This is a genomic window from Variovorax humicola, from assembly GCF_037889915.1.
Classification (GTDB): domain Bacteria; phylum Pseudomonadota; class Gammaproteobacteria; order Burkholderiales; family Burkholderiaceae_C; genus Variovorax; species Variovorax humicola.
In genome coordinates, this window is record NZ_JBBKZV010000005.1 from 65255 (window position 1) to 86557 (window position 21303).

Annotated in this window: 19 protein-coding genes and 5 pseudogenes; 10 read left to right on the plus strand and 14 right to left on the minus strand. The window is 64.6% G+C overall.

Translation table 11 applies throughout. The annotated features are described in order from the left end of the window. Nucleotides 1-7: 7 nt before the first annotated feature. The 3 genes from WKW80_RS10840 to WKW80_RS10850 all read left to right on the plus strand — a co-directional run bounded on the left by WKW80_RS10840 (nucleotide 8) and on the right by WKW80_RS10850 (nucleotide 2155). Nucleotides 8-295: a hypothetical protein gene (locus WKW80_RS10840; protein ID WP_340363576.1), complete on the plus strand. Its 288-nt coding sequence runs from the start codon at nucleotides 8-10 to the stop codon at nucleotides 293-295. 27 nt (nucleotides 296-322) lie between these two features. Next, entirely contained in the window at nucleotides 323-1447 is a 1125-nt protein-coding gene (locus WKW80_RS10845; RefSeq protein WP_340363577.1) for a sensor histidine kinase, read from the plus strand. A gap of 501 nt (nucleotides 1448-1948) precedes the next feature. Beyond that, the gene (locus WKW80_RS10850; RefSeq protein ID WP_340363578.1) at nucleotides 1949-2155 is read left to right on the plus strand and encodes a hypothetical protein; all 207 of its coding nucleotides are present in this window, start codon (nucleotides 1949-1951) and stop codon (nucleotides 2153-2155) included. Between the two features lie 202 nt (nucleotides 2156-2357). Here WKW80_RS10850 and WKW80_RS10855 read toward each other — a convergent pair whose 3' ends face one another. Beyond that, nucleotides 2358-2513, minus strand: a complete 156-nt coding sequence (locus tag WKW80_RS10855; RefSeq protein ID WP_340363579.1) for a hypothetical protein — start codon at nucleotides 2511-2513, stop codon at nucleotides 2358-2360. Between the two features lie 175 nt (nucleotides 2514-2688). Here WKW80_RS10855 and WKW80_RS10860 point away from each other — a divergent pair, with 175 nt between their 5' ends. Both WKW80_RS10860 and WKW80_RS10865 read left to right on the plus strand, forming a co-directional pair. Next, the gene (locus tag WKW80_RS10860) at nucleotides 2689-3411 is read left to right on the plus strand and encodes a Crp/Fnr family transcriptional regulator (RefSeq protein ID WP_340363580.1); all 723 of its coding nucleotides are present in this window, start codon (nucleotides 2689-2691) and stop codon (nucleotides 3409-3411) included. Nucleotides 3412-3524: 113 nt separating this feature from the next. Beyond that, a complete protein-coding gene (locus WKW80_RS10865) occupies nucleotides 3525-4214 on the plus strand; it encodes a Crp/Fnr family transcriptional regulator (protein ID WP_340363581.1) in 690 nt (229 codons plus the stop codon). Nucleotides 4215-4248: 34 nt separating this feature from the next. On the opposite strand, the pseudogene WKW80_RS10870 reads toward WKW80_RS10865, so the two are convergent. The 7 genes and pseudogenes from WKW80_RS10870 to WKW80_RS10900 form a co-directional block, all read right to left on the minus strand. Next, nucleotides 4249-4344, minus strand: a pseudogene (locus WKW80_RS10870) (3'-5' exonuclease); the annotation flags it as partial. Further along, nucleotides 4344-4525, minus strand: a pseudogene (locus WKW80_RS10875) (cyclic nucleotide-binding protein); the annotation flags it as partial. The pseudogenes WKW80_RS10875 and WKW80_RS10870, both read right to left, overlap by 1 nt. 32 nt (nucleotides 4526-4557) lie before the next feature. Next, the gene (locus WKW80_RS10880) at nucleotides 4558-6291 is read right to left on the minus strand and encodes a cation acetate symporter (protein WP_340363582.1); all 1734 of its coding nucleotides are present in this window, start codon (nucleotides 6289-6291) and stop codon (nucleotides 4558-4560) included. Beyond that, nucleotides 6288-6596 carry a DUF485 domain-containing protein gene (locus WKW80_RS10885; protein ID WP_340363583.1) on the minus strand — a complete coding sequence of 103 codons (309 nt, stop codon included), beginning with the start codon at nucleotides 6594-6596 and terminating at the stop codon, nucleotides 6288-6290. The genes WKW80_RS10880 and WKW80_RS10885 overlap by 4 nt, the downstream gene beginning before the upstream one ends. 2 nt (nucleotides 6597-6598) lie before the next feature. After that, the gene (gene acs / locus WKW80_RS10890; protein WP_340363584.1) at nucleotides 6599-8650 is read right to left on the minus strand and encodes an acetate--CoA ligase; all 2052 of its coding nucleotides are present in this window, start codon (nucleotides 8648-8650) and stop codon (nucleotides 6599-6601) included. A gap of 78 nt (nucleotides 8651-8728) precedes the next feature. After that, a pseudogene (locus WKW80_RS10895) lies at nucleotides 8729-9238 on the minus strand (zinc-binding dehydrogenase); the annotation flags it as partial. Between the two features lie 6 nt (nucleotides 9239-9244). Continuing rightward, a complete protein-coding gene (locus WKW80_RS10900) occupies nucleotides 9245-9766 on the minus strand; it encodes a universal stress protein (protein WP_340363585.1) in 522 nt (173 codons plus the stop codon). Between the two features lie 127 nt (nucleotides 9767-9893). Between WKW80_RS10900 and WKW80_RS10905 the strand changes: the two genes are divergently transcribed. The 3 genes from WKW80_RS10905 (at nucleotide 9894) to WKW80_RS10915 (ending at nucleotide 12164) form a co-directional block, all read left to right on the plus strand. Next, nucleotides 9894-10142: a hypothetical protein gene (locus tag WKW80_RS10905; protein WP_340363586.1), complete on the plus strand. Its 249-nt coding sequence runs from the start codon at nucleotides 9894-9896 to the stop codon at nucleotides 10140-10142. Further along, nucleotides 10135-10383: a DUF1488 family protein gene (locus WKW80_RS10910; RefSeq protein WP_340363587.1), complete on the plus strand. Its 249-nt coding sequence runs from the start codon at nucleotides 10135-10137 to the stop codon at nucleotides 10381-10383. Before WKW80_RS10905 ends, WKW80_RS10910 begins: the two co-directional genes overlap by 8 nt. 530 nt (nucleotides 10384-10913) lie before the next feature. Continuing rightward, nucleotides 10914-12164 carry an NAD(P)-binding domain-containing protein gene (locus tag WKW80_RS10915; RefSeq protein WP_340363588.1) on the plus strand — a complete coding sequence of 417 codons (1251 nt, stop codon included), beginning with the start codon at nucleotides 10914-10916 and terminating at the stop codon, nucleotides 12162-12164. 1179 nt (nucleotides 12165-13343) lie between these two features. On the opposite strand, the gene WKW80_RS10920 is transcribed toward WKW80_RS10915, so the two are convergent. Further along, entirely contained in the window at nucleotides 13344-15035 is a 1692-nt protein-coding gene (locus tag WKW80_RS10920) for a type VI secretion system contractile sheath domain-containing protein (RefSeq protein WP_340363589.1), read from the minus strand. Nucleotides 15036-15076: 41 nt separating this feature from the next. Continuing rightward, complete coding sequence (locus tag WKW80_RS10925; protein ID WP_340363590.1) at nucleotides 15077-15214, minus strand: hypothetical protein; 138 nt, start codon at nucleotides 15212-15214, stop codon at nucleotides 15077-15079. A 167-nt stretch (nucleotides 15215-15381) separates the two neighbouring features. On the opposite strand from WKW80_RS10925, the pseudogene WKW80_RS10930 reads away from it, so the two are divergent. Continuing rightward, a pseudogene (locus tag WKW80_RS10930) lies at nucleotides 15382-16520 on the plus strand (IS630 family transposase). A gap of 146 nt (nucleotides 16521-16666) precedes the next feature. Continuing rightward, nucleotides 16667-17782 carry an OmpA family protein gene (locus WKW80_RS10935; RefSeq protein ID WP_340363591.1) on the plus strand — a complete coding sequence of 372 codons (1116 nt, stop codon included), beginning with the start codon at nucleotides 16667-16669 and terminating at the stop codon, nucleotides 17780-17782. A gap of 295 nt (nucleotides 17783-18077) precedes the next feature. On the opposite strand, the pseudogene WKW80_RS10940 reads toward WKW80_RS10935, so the two are convergent. The 4 genes and pseudogenes from WKW80_RS10940 to WKW80_RS10955 form a co-directional block, all read right to left on the minus strand. Beyond that, nucleotides 18078-18321 (minus strand): annotated as a pseudogene (locus WKW80_RS10940) (IS3 family transposase); the annotation flags it as partial. 3 nt (nucleotides 18322-18324) lie between these two features. Further along, nucleotides 18325-19377 carry an amidohydrolase family protein gene (locus WKW80_RS10945; RefSeq protein ID WP_340363592.1) on the minus strand — a complete coding sequence of 351 codons (1053 nt, stop codon included), beginning with the start codon at nucleotides 19375-19377 and terminating at the stop codon, nucleotides 18325-18327. 9 nt (nucleotides 19378-19386) lie between these two features. Continuing rightward, a complete protein-coding gene (locus tag WKW80_RS10950) occupies nucleotides 19387-20388 on the minus strand; it encodes a branched-chain amino acid ABC transporter permease (protein WP_340363593.1) in 1002 nt (333 codons plus the stop codon). A 9-nt stretch (nucleotides 20389-20397) separates the two neighbouring features. Continuing rightward, nucleotides 20398-21282, minus strand: a complete 885-nt coding sequence (locus WKW80_RS10955; protein ID WP_340363594.1) for a branched-chain amino acid ABC transporter permease — start codon at nucleotides 21280-21282, stop codon at nucleotides 20398-20400. Nucleotides 21283-21303 lie beyond the last annotated feature (21 nt).

The window sequence follows — 21303 nt, forward strand, 5'->3', positions numbered from 1 at the left end:
AACGCGCTTGCAGCGCTTCGACGTCCTGCATCTTGTCGGACTGCGCAGCGCCATCGACAAGGCGGTATTGATCCTTGGCAAGGTGGCCCGCCCCAGCACCGCGACCGACTTGCTCACGCTGTCGCTGGGCATGATCCTCGGCTTCCTGATCGGCCTGGTTCAAGTGCCCGCGTTCGGGGCAACGGTGGGGCTGGGCAATGCGGGCGGGCTGCTGGATCGGCTTTCCGGTGGCCATGCGGTGTCAGGCATCCTGCTGACCGTGTTTGGCTACTTCGCCATGGTGCTCGCCGCATGACCGGCAAGAAAGCAAAGGAGGTGAAGCATGCGTAACTTTCTCAGCAACAACCGGGCGGAACTGGTTTCACGCTGCAAGTCGATGGTTGCGCAGCGGCCTCAGCGCGCCGCCACGGAACAACAGTTGGCAAACGGCATCCCGCTGTTCATCGACCAGCTGATCAGAACCCTCGAAGCGGAAGAAGATGACAAGCTCGCCGACAGTATCAGGATCTCAGGGCCATCTGGCGGAGATGCGCAGGCCTTGTCGGAAATGGGGGTGGGGGCCGCCGCCCATGGCAAGGCACTGCTGGAGCTGGGCTACACGGTGGACCAGGTCGTTCACGACTATGGCGACCTTTGCCAGGCGATCACGGACCTGGCCTTCGAGCGCGAAGCCCCGTTCGCGGTCGGAGAATTCCGCACGCTGAACCGGTGCCTGGACAATGCCATTGCAGATGCCGTCACCGAGTTCAGTTTCCAGCGGGATGCGCAGATTTCCCGCCAGCACAGCCTCGACGCCACCGAACGATTCGGCGTCCTGGTTCACGAACTCCGCAACTGCCTGGGGACGGCAACCCTTGCGATCCACGCCCTCGAACTGGGAAACATGTCAGTGGGCGGCGCCACCGGAGCCGTTCTGAAACGCAGCCTGACTGCCATGGGCAGCCTGGTCACGCGGGCGCTTGCCGAAGTGCGCAGCGGCCTGCCGGAGCAGCGCCAGACGTTCTCTCTCGCCGCATTCATCAGGGATGCGGAAAATGCAGGCCGTCTCGTGGCCAGCGCCGCAGGTTGCGCCTTCGAAGTGCCGCGTGTGGATCCGCGCCTGGCCATCCGCGGCAATCGCGAACTCCTGCTGGCCGCATTGGCCAACCTCTGGCAGAACGCCTTCAAATTCACCCACGCCAACTCCGAAGTCGCCTTGAAGGTCCATGAGTCCGGCGAACATGTCCTGATCGAAGTCGAGGACCATTGCGGAGGGTTGGCACCCGGGAGCGCCGCCCAGATGTTCGCGCCCTTCAGCCAGCACGGTCATGACAGGTCGGGCCTTGGCCTGGGACTTTCGATTGCGCGCCAAAGCATTGAGGCCGACTTTGGCGCCTTGACGGTTCGCGACGTGCCGGGCACCGGATGCGTTTTCACCATTCGCCTGCCGCGCCACCGGCTCCAGTGAGGGACGCCCGGATGACCCCTGCCGTTTTGAAGCTCACAGTCCGACAATGAGGTGGACGATGGGCCCGGTGGCGATCGCGGCCAGGACTCCTTGTTTGGATGACGAGTTCAGTGCCGGCTTTCCATGTGTTGCGCAAGCGCTGCGATGTAAAGCAAGCCCCCGAGCAGTTTGCCTTGGAAATTCGCGCAGTGCGCTGACATCAACACCGGCAAGCAGGGCGCAAAGTCGAACGATGAAGCCAACACACCATCTCCTTGCGGGCCTCGGCACGTTGACGGACCAGGACCTCATTGCTGCGACAAGACACTGGCAGACTCGGCGTTGCGAGCGAATGTCCGATGCCGAACGAGTGGTTTGGCTGTATGAGGACGAAATGAATAGACGCTTCGGCGGCACCACGACGGTGAAGTCGCCTCTGGGCAGCGATGAGCGACGCGAGGCCAAGCCTTGGTGGAGGTTCTGGTGACCCCCTCGCCGGGATTGGGGCCATCGAGACAGCTTATGAAGAACACGAGCTTTGAACACCACGGGCATCAGGTCACGACCGTCGCGTGGCAAGTCGGAACGCGGTGGAGTTGGTCGTATCAGATTGACGACCGGGAACCTGTCAACCTGGCAGAGTCGGGCTCGCGGTCCGAGCGGCAAGCGTTCCATGAGGCAAGGCACGAAGCCATCGCGGCGATAACGGCGCTGGACGCCGAGCGGTAGCTGCACAGGCAGCGGTGGCGTTTCGCCGTCCGCATCGCGTCATCGGCAGGGAGCTGAACGAAGTCTCCTATCAGCCCTCGCCAGCGCGCTCTTTGGCAGCCACATGACCCTGAGGGGTCACGCGCATCACTATGGCATTCCCGGTATGGGAGCCGCGTCCGCGCCATTGCTGCGTCAACGGCAGATCGGCGTCGATCAGGCCTCAGATCGCAGCATCACCAACCTGTCTGATCACGGCGACATACGCCATGTCCTTCAGCGGAGCGATCGTCGTGAGCGTATCAAGCATCTCGTCACCCGACGAGTTCAGGATGCCCAGGAAACCGGCTAGCGTCCCAAGCCCGTCCTCGACCGACACGCCGATTTGTGGGCGTGCACGCTAGGATCTCACTTCAGCCGCGACTCGCGTCGCGGGTACTGTGCGGCACCGCACACAGGCGTTGCCGCGATGCCTATACTGGCTTCATCGAGAGCGCCGCAGGGGGCGCGTTCCGATTGGTTTCCGGTGCCTGCCTTGCTGCGGAGTTTTCGTCATGCCCAAGTCCCCTCCCGATCCCCTGAAAAACCACCTTCTTGCCGCATTGGCCGACGCGGAGCGGCAGCGTTGGTTCCCGGAACTCGAGGCGATCGACATGCCGCTGGGGCAGGTTCTCTACGAGTCGGGCAGGGCGCTGAGCCACGTGTACTTTCCGACCACGTCGATCGTGTCGTTGCTGTACGTGATGGCGAACGGTGCCTCGGCTGAAATCGCGGTCGTGGGCAACGAAGGCATCATCGGCATCTCGCTCTTCATGGGTGGCGAATCGACGCCCAGCCGTGCAGTGGTTCAGAGCGCGGGCAAGGGTTTCCGGTTGAAGGCGGATCTCATGAAAGAGGAGTTCAACCGAGCCGGCCCCGTGCTGCACCTGCTGCTGCGCTACACGCAGGCATTGATCACGCAGATGGCGCAGACCGCGGTGTGCAACCGCCACCATTCGCTCGACCAGCAACTGTGCCGCTGGCTCTTGCTGAGCCTCGACAGGCTGGATGGCAGCGAACTGAAGATGACGCAGGAGTTGATTGCCAACATGCTCGGCGTCCGGCGCGAGGGCGTGACCGAGGGCGCGCTCAAGCTGCAACATGCCGGCCTGATCCGCTATGCGCGAGGCCACATCTCGGTGCTGGATCGCGCAGGGCTGGAGAAGCGCACCTGCGAGTGCTATGCGGTCGTCAAGTCCGAGTACGACCGCTTGCTTCCGGCGACCACCGCCACCTGAGCGCGTTGCAGCGAGTGTGCTGCTGCGAGGCATTCGCTGCTGTGTGCGCTGGCAGACAGTCAGGGGGCGCGGCGGCGTGCAGACTGTGGCGGCCGACACACCGTAAGCGTCCATTGGCCACTGCAGAGAACCATCTCATCGAATTGCTGCCCGGCGCAGACCGCAAGCGATTGCTTGCTGTTTGCGAGGCGGTTGAACTGGTGCTGGGCGACGTGGTGTACGAGTCCGGGGCGCAGACCCGGTTTGCCTGGTTTCCCGTCGACGGCTTTGTCTCGTTGGTCGCCCGGATCGACAGCCATCCGGGTCTCGAGGTCGGAATGGTGGGCCGCGAAGGCATGCTGGGTGTGCACCTGGCGCTTGGCGTCTCGACCACGCCATTGCATGGCTTGGTGCAAGGGCCGGGCATGGCCTGGCGTATCACGGCCGTCAACTTCAGGCGCGAGCTTGCGCAAAGCCCAGCGCTACGGCGCGAACTGGCCCGCTATACGCATGTCCTGATGACGCAGCTGGCCGCGTCCGCCGCCTGCCTGCGCTTTCACCTGATCGGGCCGCGCCTGGCGCGCTGGCTGCTGATGAGCCAGGACCGCGCACATGCCGACAGCTTCGGCATGACGCAGGAGTTCCTGGCCTACATGCTGGGCGTGCGTCGTGTCGGCATTACGGCGGCGGCTGGCGACCTGCAGCGCAAGGGGTTGATCGAATACCGGCGTGGCAACCTGAGGGTGCTGGATCGCGAAGGGCTGGAAGCAATGGCATGCGCTTGCTATGCCGCGGACCGGAAGGTCTACGCTGAATTGCTGTGAGGACGTTTGCCGAGTCGGCGGCCAATAGTTGCTTCATGTTTCGCAATTTCACAAAAGCCGGCCACGCCATCACGGCGTCATTCAGCGCATCGTGCGCAACGCGCAGCGGCAGCCCGAGGTCTTTCATGGCCCTTCGAACTGCGAAACGTGGCCCTTGATGACGACGAACAGGTGCAGCGGCTCCATGCCGGGCGCCCGCAGCGTCTCCCGGCGCGGAAGTTGGCGATGTCGACGCTGTCGCGAACCATTCCCTGCTCGGTGGCATCCAGGCAGTCGAATGGCGAGGCCGTGAAGTCGAACGCATTGGGCATGCTGCCGATGATGGCGCCGCTCGACGAGATTGTCAGTGGCCGGACGCGCCCTCTGCACCAATGCCCGTTTCAGAGCGCACCTGCTGGCTCAGGAAGCCGCCACGGTCCTTCGCTGCGCGCGCACTGTGGTCCATGATGGAGAACAGCCAGATGCCGACGAAGCCGATGGTCATCGAGAACAACGCCGGCGACGCGTACGGAAAAAGCGCCGACCCTGCGGGATGCCCCAGTGTTGCCTCCCACACGGCCGGTGAAACGATGGTCAGCGCAACGGACGAGATCAGCCCCAGGAAGCCGCCGATCACCGCGCCGCGCGTGGTGCAGTCTTTCCAAAGCACCGACATCAGCAGCACCGGGAAGTTGGCCGACGCGGCAATCGCGAAGGCCAGGCTCACCATGAACGCGATGTTCTGCTTCTCGAACACGATGCCCAGCACCACCGCGACGATGCCGAGCGCGACCGTGGTGATGCGCGACACGCGCAGTTCCGACGCGCTGTCGGCCTTGCCTTTTTTGACCACGGTCGCATAGATGTCGTGCGACACCGCCGACGCGCCCGACAGAGTCAGGCCCGCGACCACGGCCAGGATCGTCGCGAACGCCACGGCCGAGATGAAGCCCAGGAACACGTTGCCGCCCACGGCCTTGGCCAGGTGCACCGCCGCCATATTGCCGCCACCGAGCAGTCCGCCCTTGGGGTCGAGAAACTGTGTGTCAGTCAACACGAAAGCGATCGCCCCGAAGCCGATGATGAAGGTCAGCACGTAGAAATACCCGATCCACGTGGTCGCCCACAGCACCGACTTACGCGCCTCCTTGGCGTTGGGCACGGTGAAGAAGCGCATCAGGATGTGCGGCAGGCCGGCGGTGCCGAACATCAACGCGACGCCGAAGCTGATCGCCGAGATCGGATCCTTGATGAAGCCGCCCGGCCCCATGATCGAGAAACCTTGCGTCGCTGCGTCGATCTTCGATTGGCCGGCATCGGTGGCGAGCGCCGTCTTGACGTCGACCGCCCTTGCAAACATCGCCTCGGGGCTGAAGCCGAAGTTCCACAGCACCATGAAAGCCATGAAACTTGCGCCCGCAAGCAGCAGGCAGGCCTTGATGATCTGCACCCATGTGGTGGCCGTCATGCCGCCGAAGAGCACGTAGACCATCATGAGCGCGCCGACGATGACCACCGCGATCCAGTACTCCAGCCCGAACAGCAGCTTGATGAGCTGCCCGGCACCGACCATCTGCGCGATCAGGTAGAAGGCCACCACCACCAGCGTGCCCGATGCGGCGAACACGCGCACCGGCGTCTGTCCGAAGCGGAATGCCGCCACGTCGGCGAAGGTGAACTTGCCGAGGTTGCGCAGCCGCTCGGCCAGCAGGAAGGTCACGACCGGCCAGCCGACGAGGAAGCCGATCGAATAGATCAACCCGTCGAACCCGCCCACCATCACCGCGGCCGAGATGCCGAGGAAGGACGCAGCCGACATATAGTCGCCGGCGATGGCCATGCCGTTCTGGAAGCCGGTGATGCCGCCGCCGGCGGTGTAGAAGTCGGCTGCACTCTTGGTCTTGGCCGCCGCCCACTTGGTGATGAACAGCGTGCCGACGACGAAGGCGCCGAACATGCTGATGGCCGTCCAGTTGGTCGGCTGCTTCTCGAGTTGGCCGAGGTCCGCGCCGGCGGCGCAAGCGACCGTGGTCACCACGAAAAAGGCCACGAACAAGACTGCCGCGCTTGGGGTCCTGCCCCAGGATGTGATTGTCATTTCAGCGCCGCCTTCGCAATGAGCGCGGTCAGCGCGTCGTATCGACCGTTGGCGCGGTTCACATAAATGCCCGTGATGACGATCGTGAAGATGATCACTCCCAGCCCGATGGGCATGCCGATGGTGGTGACGCCCGCGCCCAGGCGCGTCAGCAGAAAGCTCTTGTCGAACGCCACCAGCAGGATGAAGCCGTAGTACACGACCATCATCGCGCCCGCCAGCCACCAGCCGAAGCGCGAGCGGCTGGACTTGAGTTCCTGGTAATTCGGGTCGCGCAGAATGCGCGAGGTCAAATCGTTTTCCATGATCAGTTCCTTTCCATGAGCTGGTCGAGAACAGCCGGGTTTTCAAGGGTCGAGATGTCTTGCGTGATGGGCTCGTCCTTGGCGATCGAGCGCAGCAGGCGCCGCATGATCTTTCCGCTGCGTGTCTTGGGCAGGTTGTCGCCGAAGCGGATGTCCTTTGGCTTGGCGATCGGGCCGATCTCCTTGCCGACCCAGCTGCGCAACTCGGCCGCGATCTTTTTCGCGGCGTCGCCCGTGGGTCGAGGACCCTTGAGCACGACGAAGGCGCAGATCGTTTCGCCGGTGGTCTCGTCGGGACGGCCAACCACGGCTGCCTCCGCGACGAGTTCGGTGCAAGAGACCAGGGCCGATTCGATCTCCATGGTTCCCATCCGATGACCCGACACGTTCAGCACGTCATCGATGCGGCCGGTGATGGTGAAGTAGCCGGTGGCCTCGTCGCGGATCGCGCCATCGCCGGCGAGGTAGTAGCCCTTGAGTTCCCGCGGGAAGTAGCTGTCCTTGAAGCGCTCGTCCTCGTTCCAGATCGTGCGGATCATTCCTGGCCACGGCTTCTTCACGACCAACATGCCGCCCTGCCCGTCGGGCACGTCGTTGCCGATGTCGTCCACGATCGCAGCCGCGATGCCGGGGAAGGGCAGGGTGCAAGAGCCGGGGAGCAGCGGTGTTGCGCCCGGCAGCGGCGTGATCATGTGGCCGCCGGTCTCGGTTTGCCAGAAGGTGTCGACGATGGGACACCGGCCGCCTCCCACATGCGCGTGGTACCACTCCCACGCGGCCGGATTGATGGGTTCGCCCACCGAGCCGAGGATGCGCAGGCTCGACAGGTCGTAGTGCTTCGGGTGCGCCGCGTCGTTGGCAGACACCGCCTTGATGAGCGAGCGGATGGCGGTCGGCGCGGTGTAGAACACCGTGACCTTGTGGTCCTGGATCATCTTCCAGAAGCGGCCCGCATCCGGGTAGGTGGGCACGCCCTCGAACACCACCTGGGTCGCACCGATGGCCAGCGGGCCATAGGCTATGTAGGTGTGGCCGGTGACCCAGCCGATGTCGGCGGTGCACCAGAACACGTCGTTATCGTGCAGGTCGAAAGTCCATTTGGTCGTGACCGCCGCATGCAGCAGGTAGCCGCCGGTCGAGTGCTGCACGCCCTTGGGCTTGCCGGTCGAGCCCGAGGTGTAGAGCAGGAACAGCGGATGCTCTGCACCGACCCATTCGGGTTCGCAGGTATCCGGCTGGCCTTCGGTGGCCTCGTGCATCCAGTGGTCGCGCGACGGGTGCCATGCGATCTTGGCGCCCGTGCGCTTGTACACGATGACGTCCTTGACCGCATCGCATCCGCCCAGCGCGATGGCCTCGTCGACGATGGCCTTCAGCGGCAGTTGCTTGCCGCCGCGCAACTGCTCGTCGGCCGTGATCACCATCACCGCGCCGGCGCCTTCCATGCGGTCGCGCAGGCTCTGCGCCGAGAAGCCGCCAAACACCACCGAGTGGGTGGCGCCGATGCGGGCACACGCCTGCATCGCGACCACGCCTTCGACGCTCATCGACATGTAGATGACGACGCGGTCGCCTTTCTTGACGCCGCGCGCCCTCAGCACATTGGCCAGGCGGCAGGTGCGCGCCAGCAGTTCGCTGTAGGTGACGCGGCTCACCTGGCCGTCATCGGCCTCGAAGAGGATGGCGACCTTGTCGCCGAGTCCGCGCTCGACCTGGCGGTCGAGGCAGTTGTAGGAGACGTTGAGCGTCCCGTCCTCGAACCATTTGAAGAACGGAGCTTCGCTGTCGTCGAGCGACTGGGTGAAGGGTCTCTTCCACGTTACGAACTCGCGCGCCAGCCGTGCCCAGTAGGCGCTGTGGTCGGCGCCGGCTTCGGCCACCAGTTCTTCGTAGGCGGACATGCCTGACACGTGCGCCCTCTTCATGACGGGCTCCGGTACGGCATAAAGACGGATCTCGCCGCTTGCCTTTGTCCCTTTCGCGCCGTCGTTCTCTGCAAAGCCCTGGACCTTGCCGCCGAGCGCGACCGTTGCGTCGTGGCCGTTTGTCTTCATGATGTCTTCTCTGTTGGTTAACCTCTTACCCTGCGCGCACCGGGGCGCCGGGTCTGTGCGGTAGCACACCAAGAGGCGTCACGCCTCCACGATGACCTTCAGTGCCTTGGTGTCGGCAGCGTTGCCGAAGATGTCGTAGGCCTTCAGGATCTCGGCGAACTTGAAGTGGTGCGTGATCAGTTGCTTTGCATTGATGCGCCGGGACAGCAAGGTCTTCATCAGCATCGGAATCGACAGCGTGTCGACCAGCCGCGTCGTGATCGTGATGTTGTGCGAACACAGCTTCTGCAAATGCAGATCGACCTTGCAACCGTGCACGCCGACATTGGCAATGGTGCCGCCGGCTGCAACGATGTCCTGGCACAGCAAGAAGGTGGCGGGAATGCCAACGACCTCGATGGCGGTGTCCACGCCATGTTGATTCGTGAGCTTCATGACCTGCTGCGCCGCGTCGCCGGCGCTGCTGTTCACCGTGGCCGTCACACCGAAGCGCTTGCCGGCGGCAAGCCCGTTGTCGTCCAGGTCGATCATGATGATCTCGGCCGGCGAATGGAACTGCGCGGTGAGCAGGGCTGCCAGCCCGCATGGCAGCTGCTACTGTGTCGCAAGCGCACCAAGGGGCATGTTCAGGTGCACGGTCCCTGCGTTAGGTGCGGTCGACACTCCGGGCTCCGCCGCGCGCACCAGCAGCGCGGGTACCGGCGAATAGCGCAGGATGTTCTCCGCGCTGCTGCCCACCAGCACGCGGCCGACGCCGCGGCGACCGTGGGTGCCGAGCACGATCAGGTTGGCCGGCCAACTTGTTGCTTCGGCCGTCACCGCCATGTGCACCGGGCCCAAGAGGTCGTCGTTCAGCACCGTCTCGACGCCGACGCCCGAGGCCACGACGACGGCCTTGCCCTGTTCCAGGACGCATTTGCCGGCCTCGCGCATCGCGCCGAGCCGGTCGCCGTCATGTCCCGCACAGGCATCCATGCTCATGGAAAACGAAACCTCGTCGATCACATGAATCAGGCGCAGGCGACCCTTGGTCAGCACCGCCAGCCTGATGGCTTCTTCGAGGCCTCTCGTGGAGGTGGGACTGCCGTCGATGGCTACAAGAATTCGCTGGTACATGAGAGATCCTCAAACTCTGCGTTGTAGGCTTGTTGCAGCGTCTGTTCTGTGCGGTGCCGTACCGACCCGGCACGCCAAGCGACCTATAACGGGTCTTTGGGGGATCACCCCGTTCAGAGCAGGCAGCATGGACTACGACCACGACTCAGTCCGCCTCCCGTATCACGGATGGGAAGTGCGCAGCCACCTCACGCAGGTTTCCGGCCAGGGCACGGTAGCGGCCGGCGCGATGCTTTACTTCGGCGAGGCGTGCAAGTGCCACCTCGTTTCGTGCATGCAGTTCGCCGATGGCGGCGCTGCCATCCGGTCCATCGAAGACAAGGCCACGCGGTGGATCGACGCCCGTGAATCTGCTTCGGAGTCCCGCCATGTCTGACCCTCCCGTCTTTCATGAAGCTTCCGGCACCGTCCGCTTCTGGGTCCTGATCGACGGCGCGCACGTGGGGGCCAGCATCGGCAAGGAGACGCTGCACTACCACTACCGGCCCACCGCCAGCGACGACACGCCCCTCGAAACGTTCGAACTCCACGCAGCGGAGATCGATGCGGCGGTGCGCAAGCGCGTGCTCGGTGGCTCCAAGGAGCCGGTGATGCTGCGGGAACTCGACCTGAAGTAGCAGCTTCTGGATGCCGCCTGGTCTCAGGCACATGCGTGACTTGGCTCCGGTGCAGGCCCTGGCGTCCGGTAGGCTACCGACCTTTGTAATGTGAAGGCTGAACGTAGCGAAGAAAGTCCGGCGCATGGCTGAGCTATTCAAAGGTCGGCACTTCGAGCGCGTTTCCGCCAACTCGGAACAGCCCCGTGACAGTAACCAAGGGACACGAGCGAGCACTCACGAGCGAAACAGCAGTTGACCGCAATGACAGACCATCGCATATTTCGCGCAAAGCATTGAGGGAGACTTGGAAACCCAAGCCAATGAATGGTGTTGGATGCCGGCCGGATGAGTGCTCCGGCTTGCGGAGGAGGACATCGCGATGTACAGCGTTTCGTTCGGTGCACAGGCGCTCTTGTGCCCTTGTGAGGCGGTTGCCTCTGACGCGCGCTCTGACGGCAAGGCTGGTGCGGGTTGGCGCAAATTCTCGGTGCAGTTGCGGTCGCGCGGGAGCACCTTCCTTTGGCCGCACCAAGTCCCTGGGGCCCGGCATGTCCACTGAGCGCGTCGAAACCATCGTGATCGGCGGCGGTCAGGCGGGATTGGCCATGAGCTACCACCTGGGGCGACTGGGCGGTGAGCACGTCGTGCTCGAGCGCGGAGAACTTGCAGAGCGTTGGCGCAGCGAGCGCTGGGATTCGTTGCACTTCCAGTCTCCCAACTGGAACATGAACCTTCCGGGTTGGTCCCGGATGACAGCCGACCCGCAAGCCGACCCTGATGCCTTTTCGCCCCTGCGCGAGGTGACAGGCTACATCGAACGCTATGCGGCGAACATTCGCGCTCCCGTGCGCACCCAGTGCGCGGCGCTCTCGCTCACACGCAGGCCGGGGTCGCGCGAGTTGCAAGTGCAGACCGACGGCACCCTTTACGTGGCACACAACGTCGTCGTGGCCACGGGCCCCTATCAAGTTCCGCGCGCGACACCTCCACTTGGCGGGGGCGTGTTCGAGCTCCATTCGACCCAGTACCGCAATCCCATGCAACTGCCTGCCGGAGCTGTGCTCGTGGTCGGCAGCGGGAACTCCGGCGTTCAGATTGCCGAGGAATTGTGCTGCGCCGGACGGCGTGTGTTCCTGTCCGTCAGCTCGCACGAGCGGATCCGGCGTCGCTATCGCGGGAAGGATTGCATATGGTGGCTGATCGCAACAGGCTCCGCCGATTCAACGCTTCGCGAGTGGAAGGGCGCTCGCCTGTCTCGTTTGATGACCGGTGTGAGTGGCGGGTATGACATCGACCTGCGCCGATTGGCGGGCCAAGGGATCGTGCTGATCGGCCGCGTAAAGGCCGCCGAAAATGGCAGGATCGCCATTGCCGACGATCTGGCCTCCAGCATGGCTCACGGCGACGAATCGCTGAATGCATTCACTCGTCGATGCGACGACGCGGTTCGCGTGCAGCAATTGGATCTGCCTCCGGCGGATCCGTCGCCCGACCCGACGCCGGATCCGCCGGAGATTCAGAAGCCCATCCGTTCCGTCGATCTCGTTCGCGAGGGCATCAACTCGGTGATTTGGGCCAACGGCGCGCAGACGGAGTTCAGCTGGATCGACCTTCCCGTCTTCGACCAGTCGCCCGGATCAAAGAGGACACCTTTGCACGAGCGCGGAGTGACCGCCGAGGCCGGTCTGTATTTCTTGGGCCTGCCTTGGCTGCACAAATGGAAGTCGGCCTTCTTGTTCGGCGCGGACGAGGACGCGGCCTTCCTGGGGGCGCATATCGTCCCGCAGAAGAGGAACTGATCGAGTTGGCATGGAGACGCCAGTTTGCCTGGTTCTGTCGCAAGAGCAGTGCCGGGCGAAGTTAGTTCGCGCCGTCCAGGTCGCTCATCAGGCGCCAGCCAGTAACTTCATTGCTGCGGACGAGGCTTGGCTTTCACGGCAGTCCCACTGCCATTCCTGATCATGTGGATCGTCGATGCTGGCGATGAGCGCTCGCAGCGGGGTGATGGGCCGCTCGCTCGGCTTCCATGACCCGGACTTCTGGATCTGTTTAGGGTTGTGAGATACCTGCCCGGAGACTGGCGCAGCGCGAAGGTGACGACGATCCGGGGGCAGGTGTCGCACAAGTATCGAACGACTGCTACCTTGGCCACCCAACCGGAGGTCAGGGCCCGGTGCAGTCCTTCGCGTTCGATTCAACAACGGCAGGTATGCCCCTACGAGCTGACATCGATTCTCGCGCGCAAATGAATGCAAGATTGCCGTCAGCCGTCAGCCGTCAGCCGTCAGCCGTCAGCCGTCAGCCGTCAGCCGTCAGCCAATCATGTGCACCAGGGCAACTTCCGGCTCTTTGCGGTCGGCGATGCCGGCACTGGCGTGCAGGGCGATGGCATCCCAGACCAGTTGAGCCTTTGCCTCGGGTAGCCCTCTGCATTCAAGAAGCGGCTGGCGGCATCCGCTCCGTCGACCTCAAATCGGCTGTCCGCTGCGTACTCTTCGATGAGCCCCAGGTCGTGAAGAAGAGAGGCGAGGTAGACGGCTTCTCGGTCGTACTTCAGGCCGCGTTTCCTGCCAAGGAACTCAGAGAACCACCAGGTCCGGTGCAAGTGGTTCTTCATCGTCTCCGAGTGCACTCGATGCACCAGCGAGACGGCCTTGCGAGCAAGCTGCGTGTCCGGCGTTGTGATTCCTCTGACTGCGACTAGTGAGCTCATTTGGAATGCCTCGGATTTGGCTGACTCGGGCTCAAGTCTAGAAATCAGAAGGTTGGCACAAAAGACAATATTCAGACGATTTGTGCCAAAAATGAGTTTTGGTCTCTCTTCGGCCCTGCCCTCGATGCCCTGCGTCTCTGGGTAAACGAATCGGTGAGCTCAAGAAGCGTGATCCGCAGAAAGCACACCAACTCGATCATCTGCCGGCATGGCTTGCTCTCGCGTGTCTTTTCGCGGAGGCTCTTGGCTTGAGTCAGGCCGACAATCAAAGGTCCTTGAGAAGCGCGGCTAGGGCGGGATCGATGGCGCCATGGGGGGGCGTCGGCTCGGCATCGGTGCTGTCCTTGAGCGCTGCGAGCAAGTCATCGAGTTCGGCGTCGGCTGCCGGCTCGGCTGCGGGGGGCGCGCTGACAGCAGCTGCGCTCGGCGGCACTGGATCGTCGGCCGGTTCGGGCAGTCCATTGGCCGGCGTCCACGGGCCCGCGAGTGGCGTGCCGGCCAGCGACAGGAAGCCGCCAAGGCGAAGCTCCGGGCGGCCCCGGATTGCCAGCACGGGGATGAAGCCCAGGCCGTGCACCTGGGCCGCTGAACGTTCGCTCAGCAGTCGCTCTGTGCCGGGCAGCGCCACTGTCTCGCCGTCGGGATCGGTGTGGAAGAAGAAGGGCATGTCGCCAACGCTCAGCAGCCGGCCCGGCGCCTGCCGGACGCCAGCAGCGCGGGCGTGTTCGCCCAGCAGCACCGCAGCGAGCACGGCCGGGTTGCCCCAGAGCAGGGTCTTCAGTCCGGCCTGCGCGTCGAACTCCTCGAACGCGAAGGAGTCGATCGGATCGGTACGGGCCCCATACGGCGTTCGCAGCAGGAAGCGCGGCACGGTCAAAGCGAGGAAACGTGCCGCCGGCAGTTCGCGCAGCGCCTTCCACGCGGCGACGACGCGCGGGTGCATGTCCTCCACCTGCATGCCGATGCAGTCACGCCCCACCGCCGCAATGAACGGCGCGCGGGCGCGGGCCGCGATGCCTGCGATGCGCCCGAGCAGTTCGGCATGCGGCGGCGTCATCTCGAAGCCGTAGTGGCCGATCAGCGCCGACAGGGATCCCTGATGCGCGTCCGATGCGGGCTGCTCGACCAGCAGTCGGTACAGGCCCGTGTCTTCGATCTGGTCGGTTGCGCTGAGGTCGGCGGCGAACTCCTCGGCGCTGATGTCGTAGAGCACGATCTCGAGCGTCTCGTCGGTCTCGACGCGCCGTACGATGAAGTCCAGGGATCGCCAGGCGGCCTCCAGGCACTGGAAGTCCGGGTCGTGCAGCACACCACGCATCGCGGCCGACAGCGCATCGTCGACGGCGGCCGTCAGGCAAGGCGCGTCGGGCGCGGCAGCCTGGACCACATGCGGTGCGACGATTCGCTGCAGCAAGGCGTCGATCGGGCCGGGTGGCGGCGCGAAGGCCGCCGGCAGGCCGACGAGACGGGCGAAATCACTGAGCTTGGCGTCCACGCGCAGCGTGTTGCCGCGGGCTCGCGACGGCGCGACGGGGGCCGCAGCGGCGGGCGCGGCGGCAGCCCATGCCCGGACCTCGGCCGCCGCGGCTGCGAAGGTTCGGGGATCGGCCAGCTGCTGCCGGAGGCGGGCCAGCCCGGAGAAGAGCGAGAGGTTTGAGCCGAGAGTGTCGGGATGCAGGTCGTCGAGCGAGCCGAGCCGCAGCTCCATGCCGCCCTCAGCGGGACCACCCAGCGGCAGACGCAAGGTGGTGCCGAACGACGCGATGACCTTGTCGATGGAGTCCACGTCGAGCCGCAGCGGCTTGCAGTGTGCAAGCTCGTCGCTGCTGCGCCGTTCGCCGCGGTGAGCACGGCCCGAGAAGTCGCCCAGCAAGGCAATGCGGAAAGCCCCGGACGAAACCACGCTCGGGGCCGGTTTGCCGGCCCGGAGCCGGCCGAAATTGAAGGTGGTGCCCATGCCAAATGTTCCTCCTTGGCACGCGAAGGGACAAGTGGCCGTCAACGCGGCGTGCGGCAGGTCGGCCCAGGCATTGGCGCGCCACGCGCCGCGGGCGGCGCGAACAGCAGATGCTGGCGATGGCGCGCGTGGTGGTTGGCGAACTCCCGGCCGCGGCTGGTCAGGCGCCGCTTTTTCATATCGAGTCGTTCGACGTTGCCGACGCGCAACTTGTACAGTCCGACCGCTGAAGAATTTGAAACTGCCGGTGGCCGCGCCAACTGGTACGTCGTTTCGTTAAAAGATTTACTTGAATTCGCTCGTGTGCAATCATGAATGCCCGGCGATTCCACTTGAAGGCGGGGACATGGCACGACGCACGGGGCGCGCGGCATTGAAGTTGAGCGAGGAAAACAAGGCGATGCTCGACGAGCTTGCTGGCTCGCGTACCTCTCCGGCGCGTGAAGTCAAGCGCGCCAGGGTGCTGCTGGCGTATGCCGATGGGCAATCGCCCACGCAGATACAGCGCGCGCTGGGCACGTCCAGGCCGACGATCTACAAGTGCATCGACAAGGCCTTGGCGGCGGGTGTAGCGACGGGGTTGCAGGATCGCTACCACCGACCGCATGCACCGCAAATCACCGATGACGCTCGCGCCTGGGTGGTGGACTTGGCTTGTCGCAAGCCCAAGGACCTGGGTTACGACGCGGAGCTTTGGACGCTGTCGGCGCTGGCCGAGCACGTCAGAGCCAGCGCGCACAGCGCAGGCTTTGCGCGACTGGCTCGCGCGGGCAAGACCACGGTATGGCGCATTCTCCGCGCCCATGAACTCATGCCGCATCGGGTGCGCTATTACCTCGCGAGGCGCGACGCGCGGTACGAGCGCAAGATGGCGGAAGTACTGGTGCTCTATCGCGATGTGAACCTCTACCGCGCTGACGCGGTCCTCGACGCGCGTCCCGCGCCGATCTACACCGTCAGCGTCGATGAGAAGCCAGGCGTGCGGGCACTTGGCGTGACTGCGCCCGAGCTGCCGCCGGTGGCCGGTGTGCATCCCGGGGTGGGGCGTGACCATGACTATGAGCGCCACGCCACCTTGTGGATCCTCGCGGCGCTGGACCTGCACAGCGGGGAGATCATCGCCAGCGTCGAGCCGCGCCATCGCAGCCGCGAGTTCGTCGCCCTGCTCGAACGCCTGCATGAGCACTATCCGGGAGACGCCGTCATCCGCGTCGTGCTGGACAACCACAGTGCCCACGTCTCCAAGGAAACGATGGCCTACCTGGCAAGCCGCCCCGGACGCTTCGAGTACGTCCATACCCCCAAGCACGGCTCCTGGCTCAATCTCGTGGTGTCGACCTTCTCCAGGATGGCTGATCGTTCCAGCGCCACATCCGCATCGCTTCGCTCGACGAACTCAAGCAACGCATCCTCAAAGGCATCGACGAGATGAACATCCAGCGCAGCCGCTTCCAATGGAAGAGCTTCGACTTCCAAATGGCCTGAACGTAAAGCTTTTAAAGAAACGATGTAAGGAGAGTGACGCACTCGGTTGCGTGTTAGCCGACCGGCGCGCGTGGCCGCGTCTATCTTGCGGAACCGATTTGGCTCGGCCTGAGGCTCTCATCAACCACTCACGTGAGGAGATTTCAATGTTCGACCGACGCACTTTCGCCGCCTGCTGCGCGCTAGCATTCCCGTCCGCCGCCTGCCTCGCGCAGAACACCTTCCCTGCGGACCAGTACTTCGACAACCGCTGGTACATCACCCCCTTCGGCGCGTACGTCCATCCGGACAGCAATCGAAACGCTCAGAACGGCTGGGGCGGAGGACTCGCCGTCGGCAAGCCGATCAACCCCTACTGGAACATCGAGTTGCGCGCCCAGTATGAGGAGCTCGATGGCAATGTTGGCAGCGCCTTCGGCGCCTTCAACACCACCAACAAATACAAGAACTGGAGCGGCACGCTCGACGCGCAGTGGTTCTTCCTGGGCCGCCAAGGGCTGAATCGCTGGCAGATCAAGAGCGTGCAACCCTATCTGGTGGGCGGCATCGGTGCCATCGACAACAAGGTGGAGACGGCGTTCGCCGCCAGCAGCAGCCATACGAGTTTCATGGCCAATGCGGGCATCGGTGTCGTCTGGCCGTTTGCTTCCTGGGGCCGCTTGGTGAGCGACGTGCGCTACCGCTATGTCGACAACGCCAACAACACCAGGCTGGCAAGCCGGAGCAGTTCGAACGACTGGCTGTTCACGGTGGGCCTGCAGATCCCCCTCGGCGCCGCCCCACAGGTGGCGCAGGCAGCCCCGCCGCCGCCTCCTCCTCCGCCGCCGGTGGCCCCGCCGCCGCCGCCACCACCGCCACCGGTGCGCAACTTCGAGATCTCGGCTGACGGCACGTTCGAGTTCAACAAGGCGGTGCTGACCCCTGCCGGCCGCGCCCGGATGGACAGCGTGATCCAGCAACTCAGGGCCGCCGGCTTCCGGGCACGCTCGATCCTCGTCGTCGGATACACCGACCCGATCGGCAAGCCCGACTACAACCAGCGCCTGTCCGTGGCACGCGCGAACGCCGTGCGCGAGTACATGGTGAGCCAGGGCGTGCCGCCCAATGTGATCCAGACCGAAGGCCGCGGCGAGACGGATCTCAAGGTGACGGAAGCCGATTGCAAGGCCCAGGGCAATGCCAAGACCCGCAATGCGCTCATTGCCTGCCTGCAGCCGGATCGCCGCGTGGAAATCCGCGCCACGGGCGAGCAGACGCCTTAGGGGGTCTGAGGTCTAGAGGTGCGCGGGCCAGCGCTGACCATCCAGCTTGCAGGATCATCCGCGGGCTGGTAGGAGTGCTGGCGCGCCCGGCGGATGCGGGCCCGGATACGAACCGCCTGGCAGCACTCAATTCATGATGCGCTGTCTTCTCTCATATGAGATCCACGGATGTCTAGCTGAGTTCACCCGCCACCGCTCTGACCTGTCGATGCGTCTTCGATCGCACGCCTATTGGCCGAGACTTCATCTTTCAATTGCCGTTCTTGCTTGCATTGCCTGGACGGCATCAGCCCGCAGGTGCATTGTCCCGGCAGTCGCCCCGACGGCTCATGGAGGACTTCATCCCGCAGGTCGACCCATAAACACCTCCATGGTCAAAGGTGTTGCGACGACCAGTTGAATCCGCCCTGGCTGCCCCGATCCGAATGGACGATCAGTCCCGGCGCAGGATGGCGCCGAAACCAGGCCATGCGCAACGCATCTGTCACAACGCTCGCTTGCATGTGCTCTCTCAGGCTCCAGCCCGCCCCTTGGCGACTGATTCACCGATCGGCGGCCTTCAGGTCGAGTCGGTAGACGCGCGTCGCAGTCCCGCGGAAAAGCGCATCGCGCTCGCCGGAGGAATAGCCGGCCGCAAGCCTTTTGAAGGCGTTCCACAGCACGAGGTAGCTGCACATACCCTTGTCCACGGGGAAGTTGCTTTCGAACATGCAGCGCGCTGGCGTGAAAGAGTCGATGCATGCATCGACGTAGGGGCGCCACGCGGACGCAAGCTCTTCCGACGCCACGGGCGCTTCCGCCGAGGCGAAAGGAAAGCCCGTGCGAGGCATGCCGAGCCCGCCCAGCTTGACGACGACATTGCCGCACTGCCCGAGGTCGGTCATTCCTGCGCGCCAGACCTCGAAAACCTCTTCACGATGGCCCTCGAAGGGTCCGATTCCCAAGGGACCGCCTACGTGGTTCAGCACGATCCGCGCTTCCGGGCAATCGCGTGCGAGCTGCACCACGTCGGCCAGTTGCGTGTGATAGGCCCACACGTCCAGGCTCATGCCCATGCGGCTCAGGACATTCACGCCGGCCTGGAAGACCGGGTGCCTCAGCACCCCTTGCGGCGGGCCGTCGGCGGGGCCGCTGAGCGCCGGGTTGTCGCTCCAGGCGGCGCGGCAGCGGATGCCGCGAAACCGGCCTTTGCCAGCCTCGACATGGGCGTGCAATACCTCTTCGACCTTCGGGCCGAGCGTCAGGTCGGTCCATGCCACGATGCCCTGGCAGATGCTCACCCCCCGGCTGGCGGCGCGCTCCGCCTGCGCCACGGCAAACTCGGTCTCGCCCACGGGCCGCAGGTGCGCCGGCCCCGTCGTCCGGTAGCGCGCCTTCCCTTCGACCAGGACCGTCGCCTCGACGGCATGACCGCCACCGATGTCATGCAGCAGTTCGTCTGCGTGGTAGGGTGCGAATTCCTCGTCCCAGAGGTGATGGTGCGAGTCGACGATGCGCTGCTCCGGCTGCAGCACTTCTTCCTGGCGCAGCGCCAGCCAGTCCGGTCGGATCTTCGGAAAGTTGCTCTTCTTGTATTGGGGATCGAACTGTTCCATGGCGTGCGGTCAGGCCTTTGCGATGACGGGAGTTTCCGGCGGGATGGCCGGCAGCGTCTTGCGCCGCTGCCAGAACGACTTCGACGTGCCCACGATGCCTTCGCGGAACATCAGCACGCAGGCCATGAAGATGAGGCCCATGATGAGCGTGACCCACGATCCCAGCCCGGCCAGGTGATGCTCCAGCGACACGATCACCACGGCACCGACGAAGGGTCCGAAGATGGTGCCCAGGCCGCCCACCAGTGTCATCAGCACGGCCTCTCCGGAGGTCGACCAGTGCACGTCGGTCAGCGTCACGAGTTGGAAGACCAGTGTCTTCGTGGCGCCGGCCAGGCCCGCCAGTCCGGCGGACAGCACGAAGGTGACCAGCTTGTAGCGCTGCACGTCGTAGCCCAGCGAAATCGCCCGCGGCTCGTTCTCGCGAATTGCCTTGAGCACCTGGCCGAAGGGCGAATGCACGATGCGGTACACGGCGTAGAAGCCGAACACGAAGATGGCCAGCACGAAGTAGTACATCGCGTAGGTGTTGTCCAGGTCGATGAAGCCGAGCAGCCGGCCGCGCGGTATGCCCTGGATGCCGTCCTCGGACCCGGTGAATGGCGCCTGCAGGGCGATGAAGTAGACCATCTGCGCGAGCGCCAGCGTCACCATCGAAAAGTAGATGCCCTCGCGCCGGATGGCCAGCCGGCCGACCACGAAGCCGAGCAGGGCGGCCGCGCCAGTGCCGGCCAGTATGCCCAACTCGGGCGGAAACCCGAGGCTCTTCACCGCATAGCCACAGACGTAGGCCGCGCTGCCCAGGAAGGCCGCGTGCCCGAAGGACATCAGCCCGGCAAAGCCGAACAGCAGGTTGAAGGCGCTGGCGAACAGTCCGAAGCAATAGATCTTCATCATGAAGACCGGGTACACCACCAGCGGCGCCAGCAGGCCCAGCAGCAGGAGCAGGCCGATGGCCGGGCCGCGCAGGCGGGCGCGGGTGGAAGGCGCCTCTTGTGTCGGCAAGTTCATGGCGATTCCTTATCTTTGTTGGCCGAACAGGCCGGAGGGGCGGACCATGAGCACCACCGCCATGATCACGAAGATCACCACGTTGGATGCCGGTGGGTAGTAGACGCGGGTCAGGCCCTCGACCACGCCCAGCATCAGCCCGGTGACGATGGAGCCCAGGATCGAGCCCATGCCGCCGACCACCACCACCGCGAACACCACCACCACGATGTCGGCCCCCATCAGCGGGCTGACCTGCATCACCGGTGCCGCCAGCACGCCTGCAAACGCGGCCAGGCCGGCGCCGAAGCCGTAGGTGAGGGTGACGATGAGCGGCAGGTTGATGCCGAAGGCCTGCACCATGCCGGGGTTCTCGGTGCCGGCGCGCAGGTAGGCGCCCAGGCGGGTGCGCTCGATGGCATACCAGGTCGACAGGCAGACCGCCAGCGACGCCAACACCACCCAGGCCCGGTAGTTGGGCAGGCGCATGAAACCGACATCGGTGGCGCCGCGCAGGAGTTCCGGCGGGCTGTAGGAGAGGCCTGTGACGCCGTAGTAGTTGCTGGCCAGGCTCTGCACCACCTGGGCCATGCCGAAGGTCAGCAGCAGGCCGTAGATGGGGTCGAGCTTGCGCAGGTGGCGGATCATGGTGCGCTCGAAGAAGATGCCGAAGCAGCCGACCAGCAGGGGCGCCAGCAGCAGCGACATCCAGTAGTTCACACCGAGGTAGTTGAGGCCCATCCAGGTGACCAGCGCCCCGAGCATGTAGAGCGCCCCGTGCGCGAAGTTCACGACGTTGAGCAGGCCGAAGATGATGGCCAGGCCAAGGCTGAGGATGGCGTAGAACGAGCCGTTGACCAGCCCGATGAACACCTGCCCCAGCAGGGCCTGGTGGGGGACGCCGAAGATTTCCATGGGTTGCCCGGATGAAGTTGG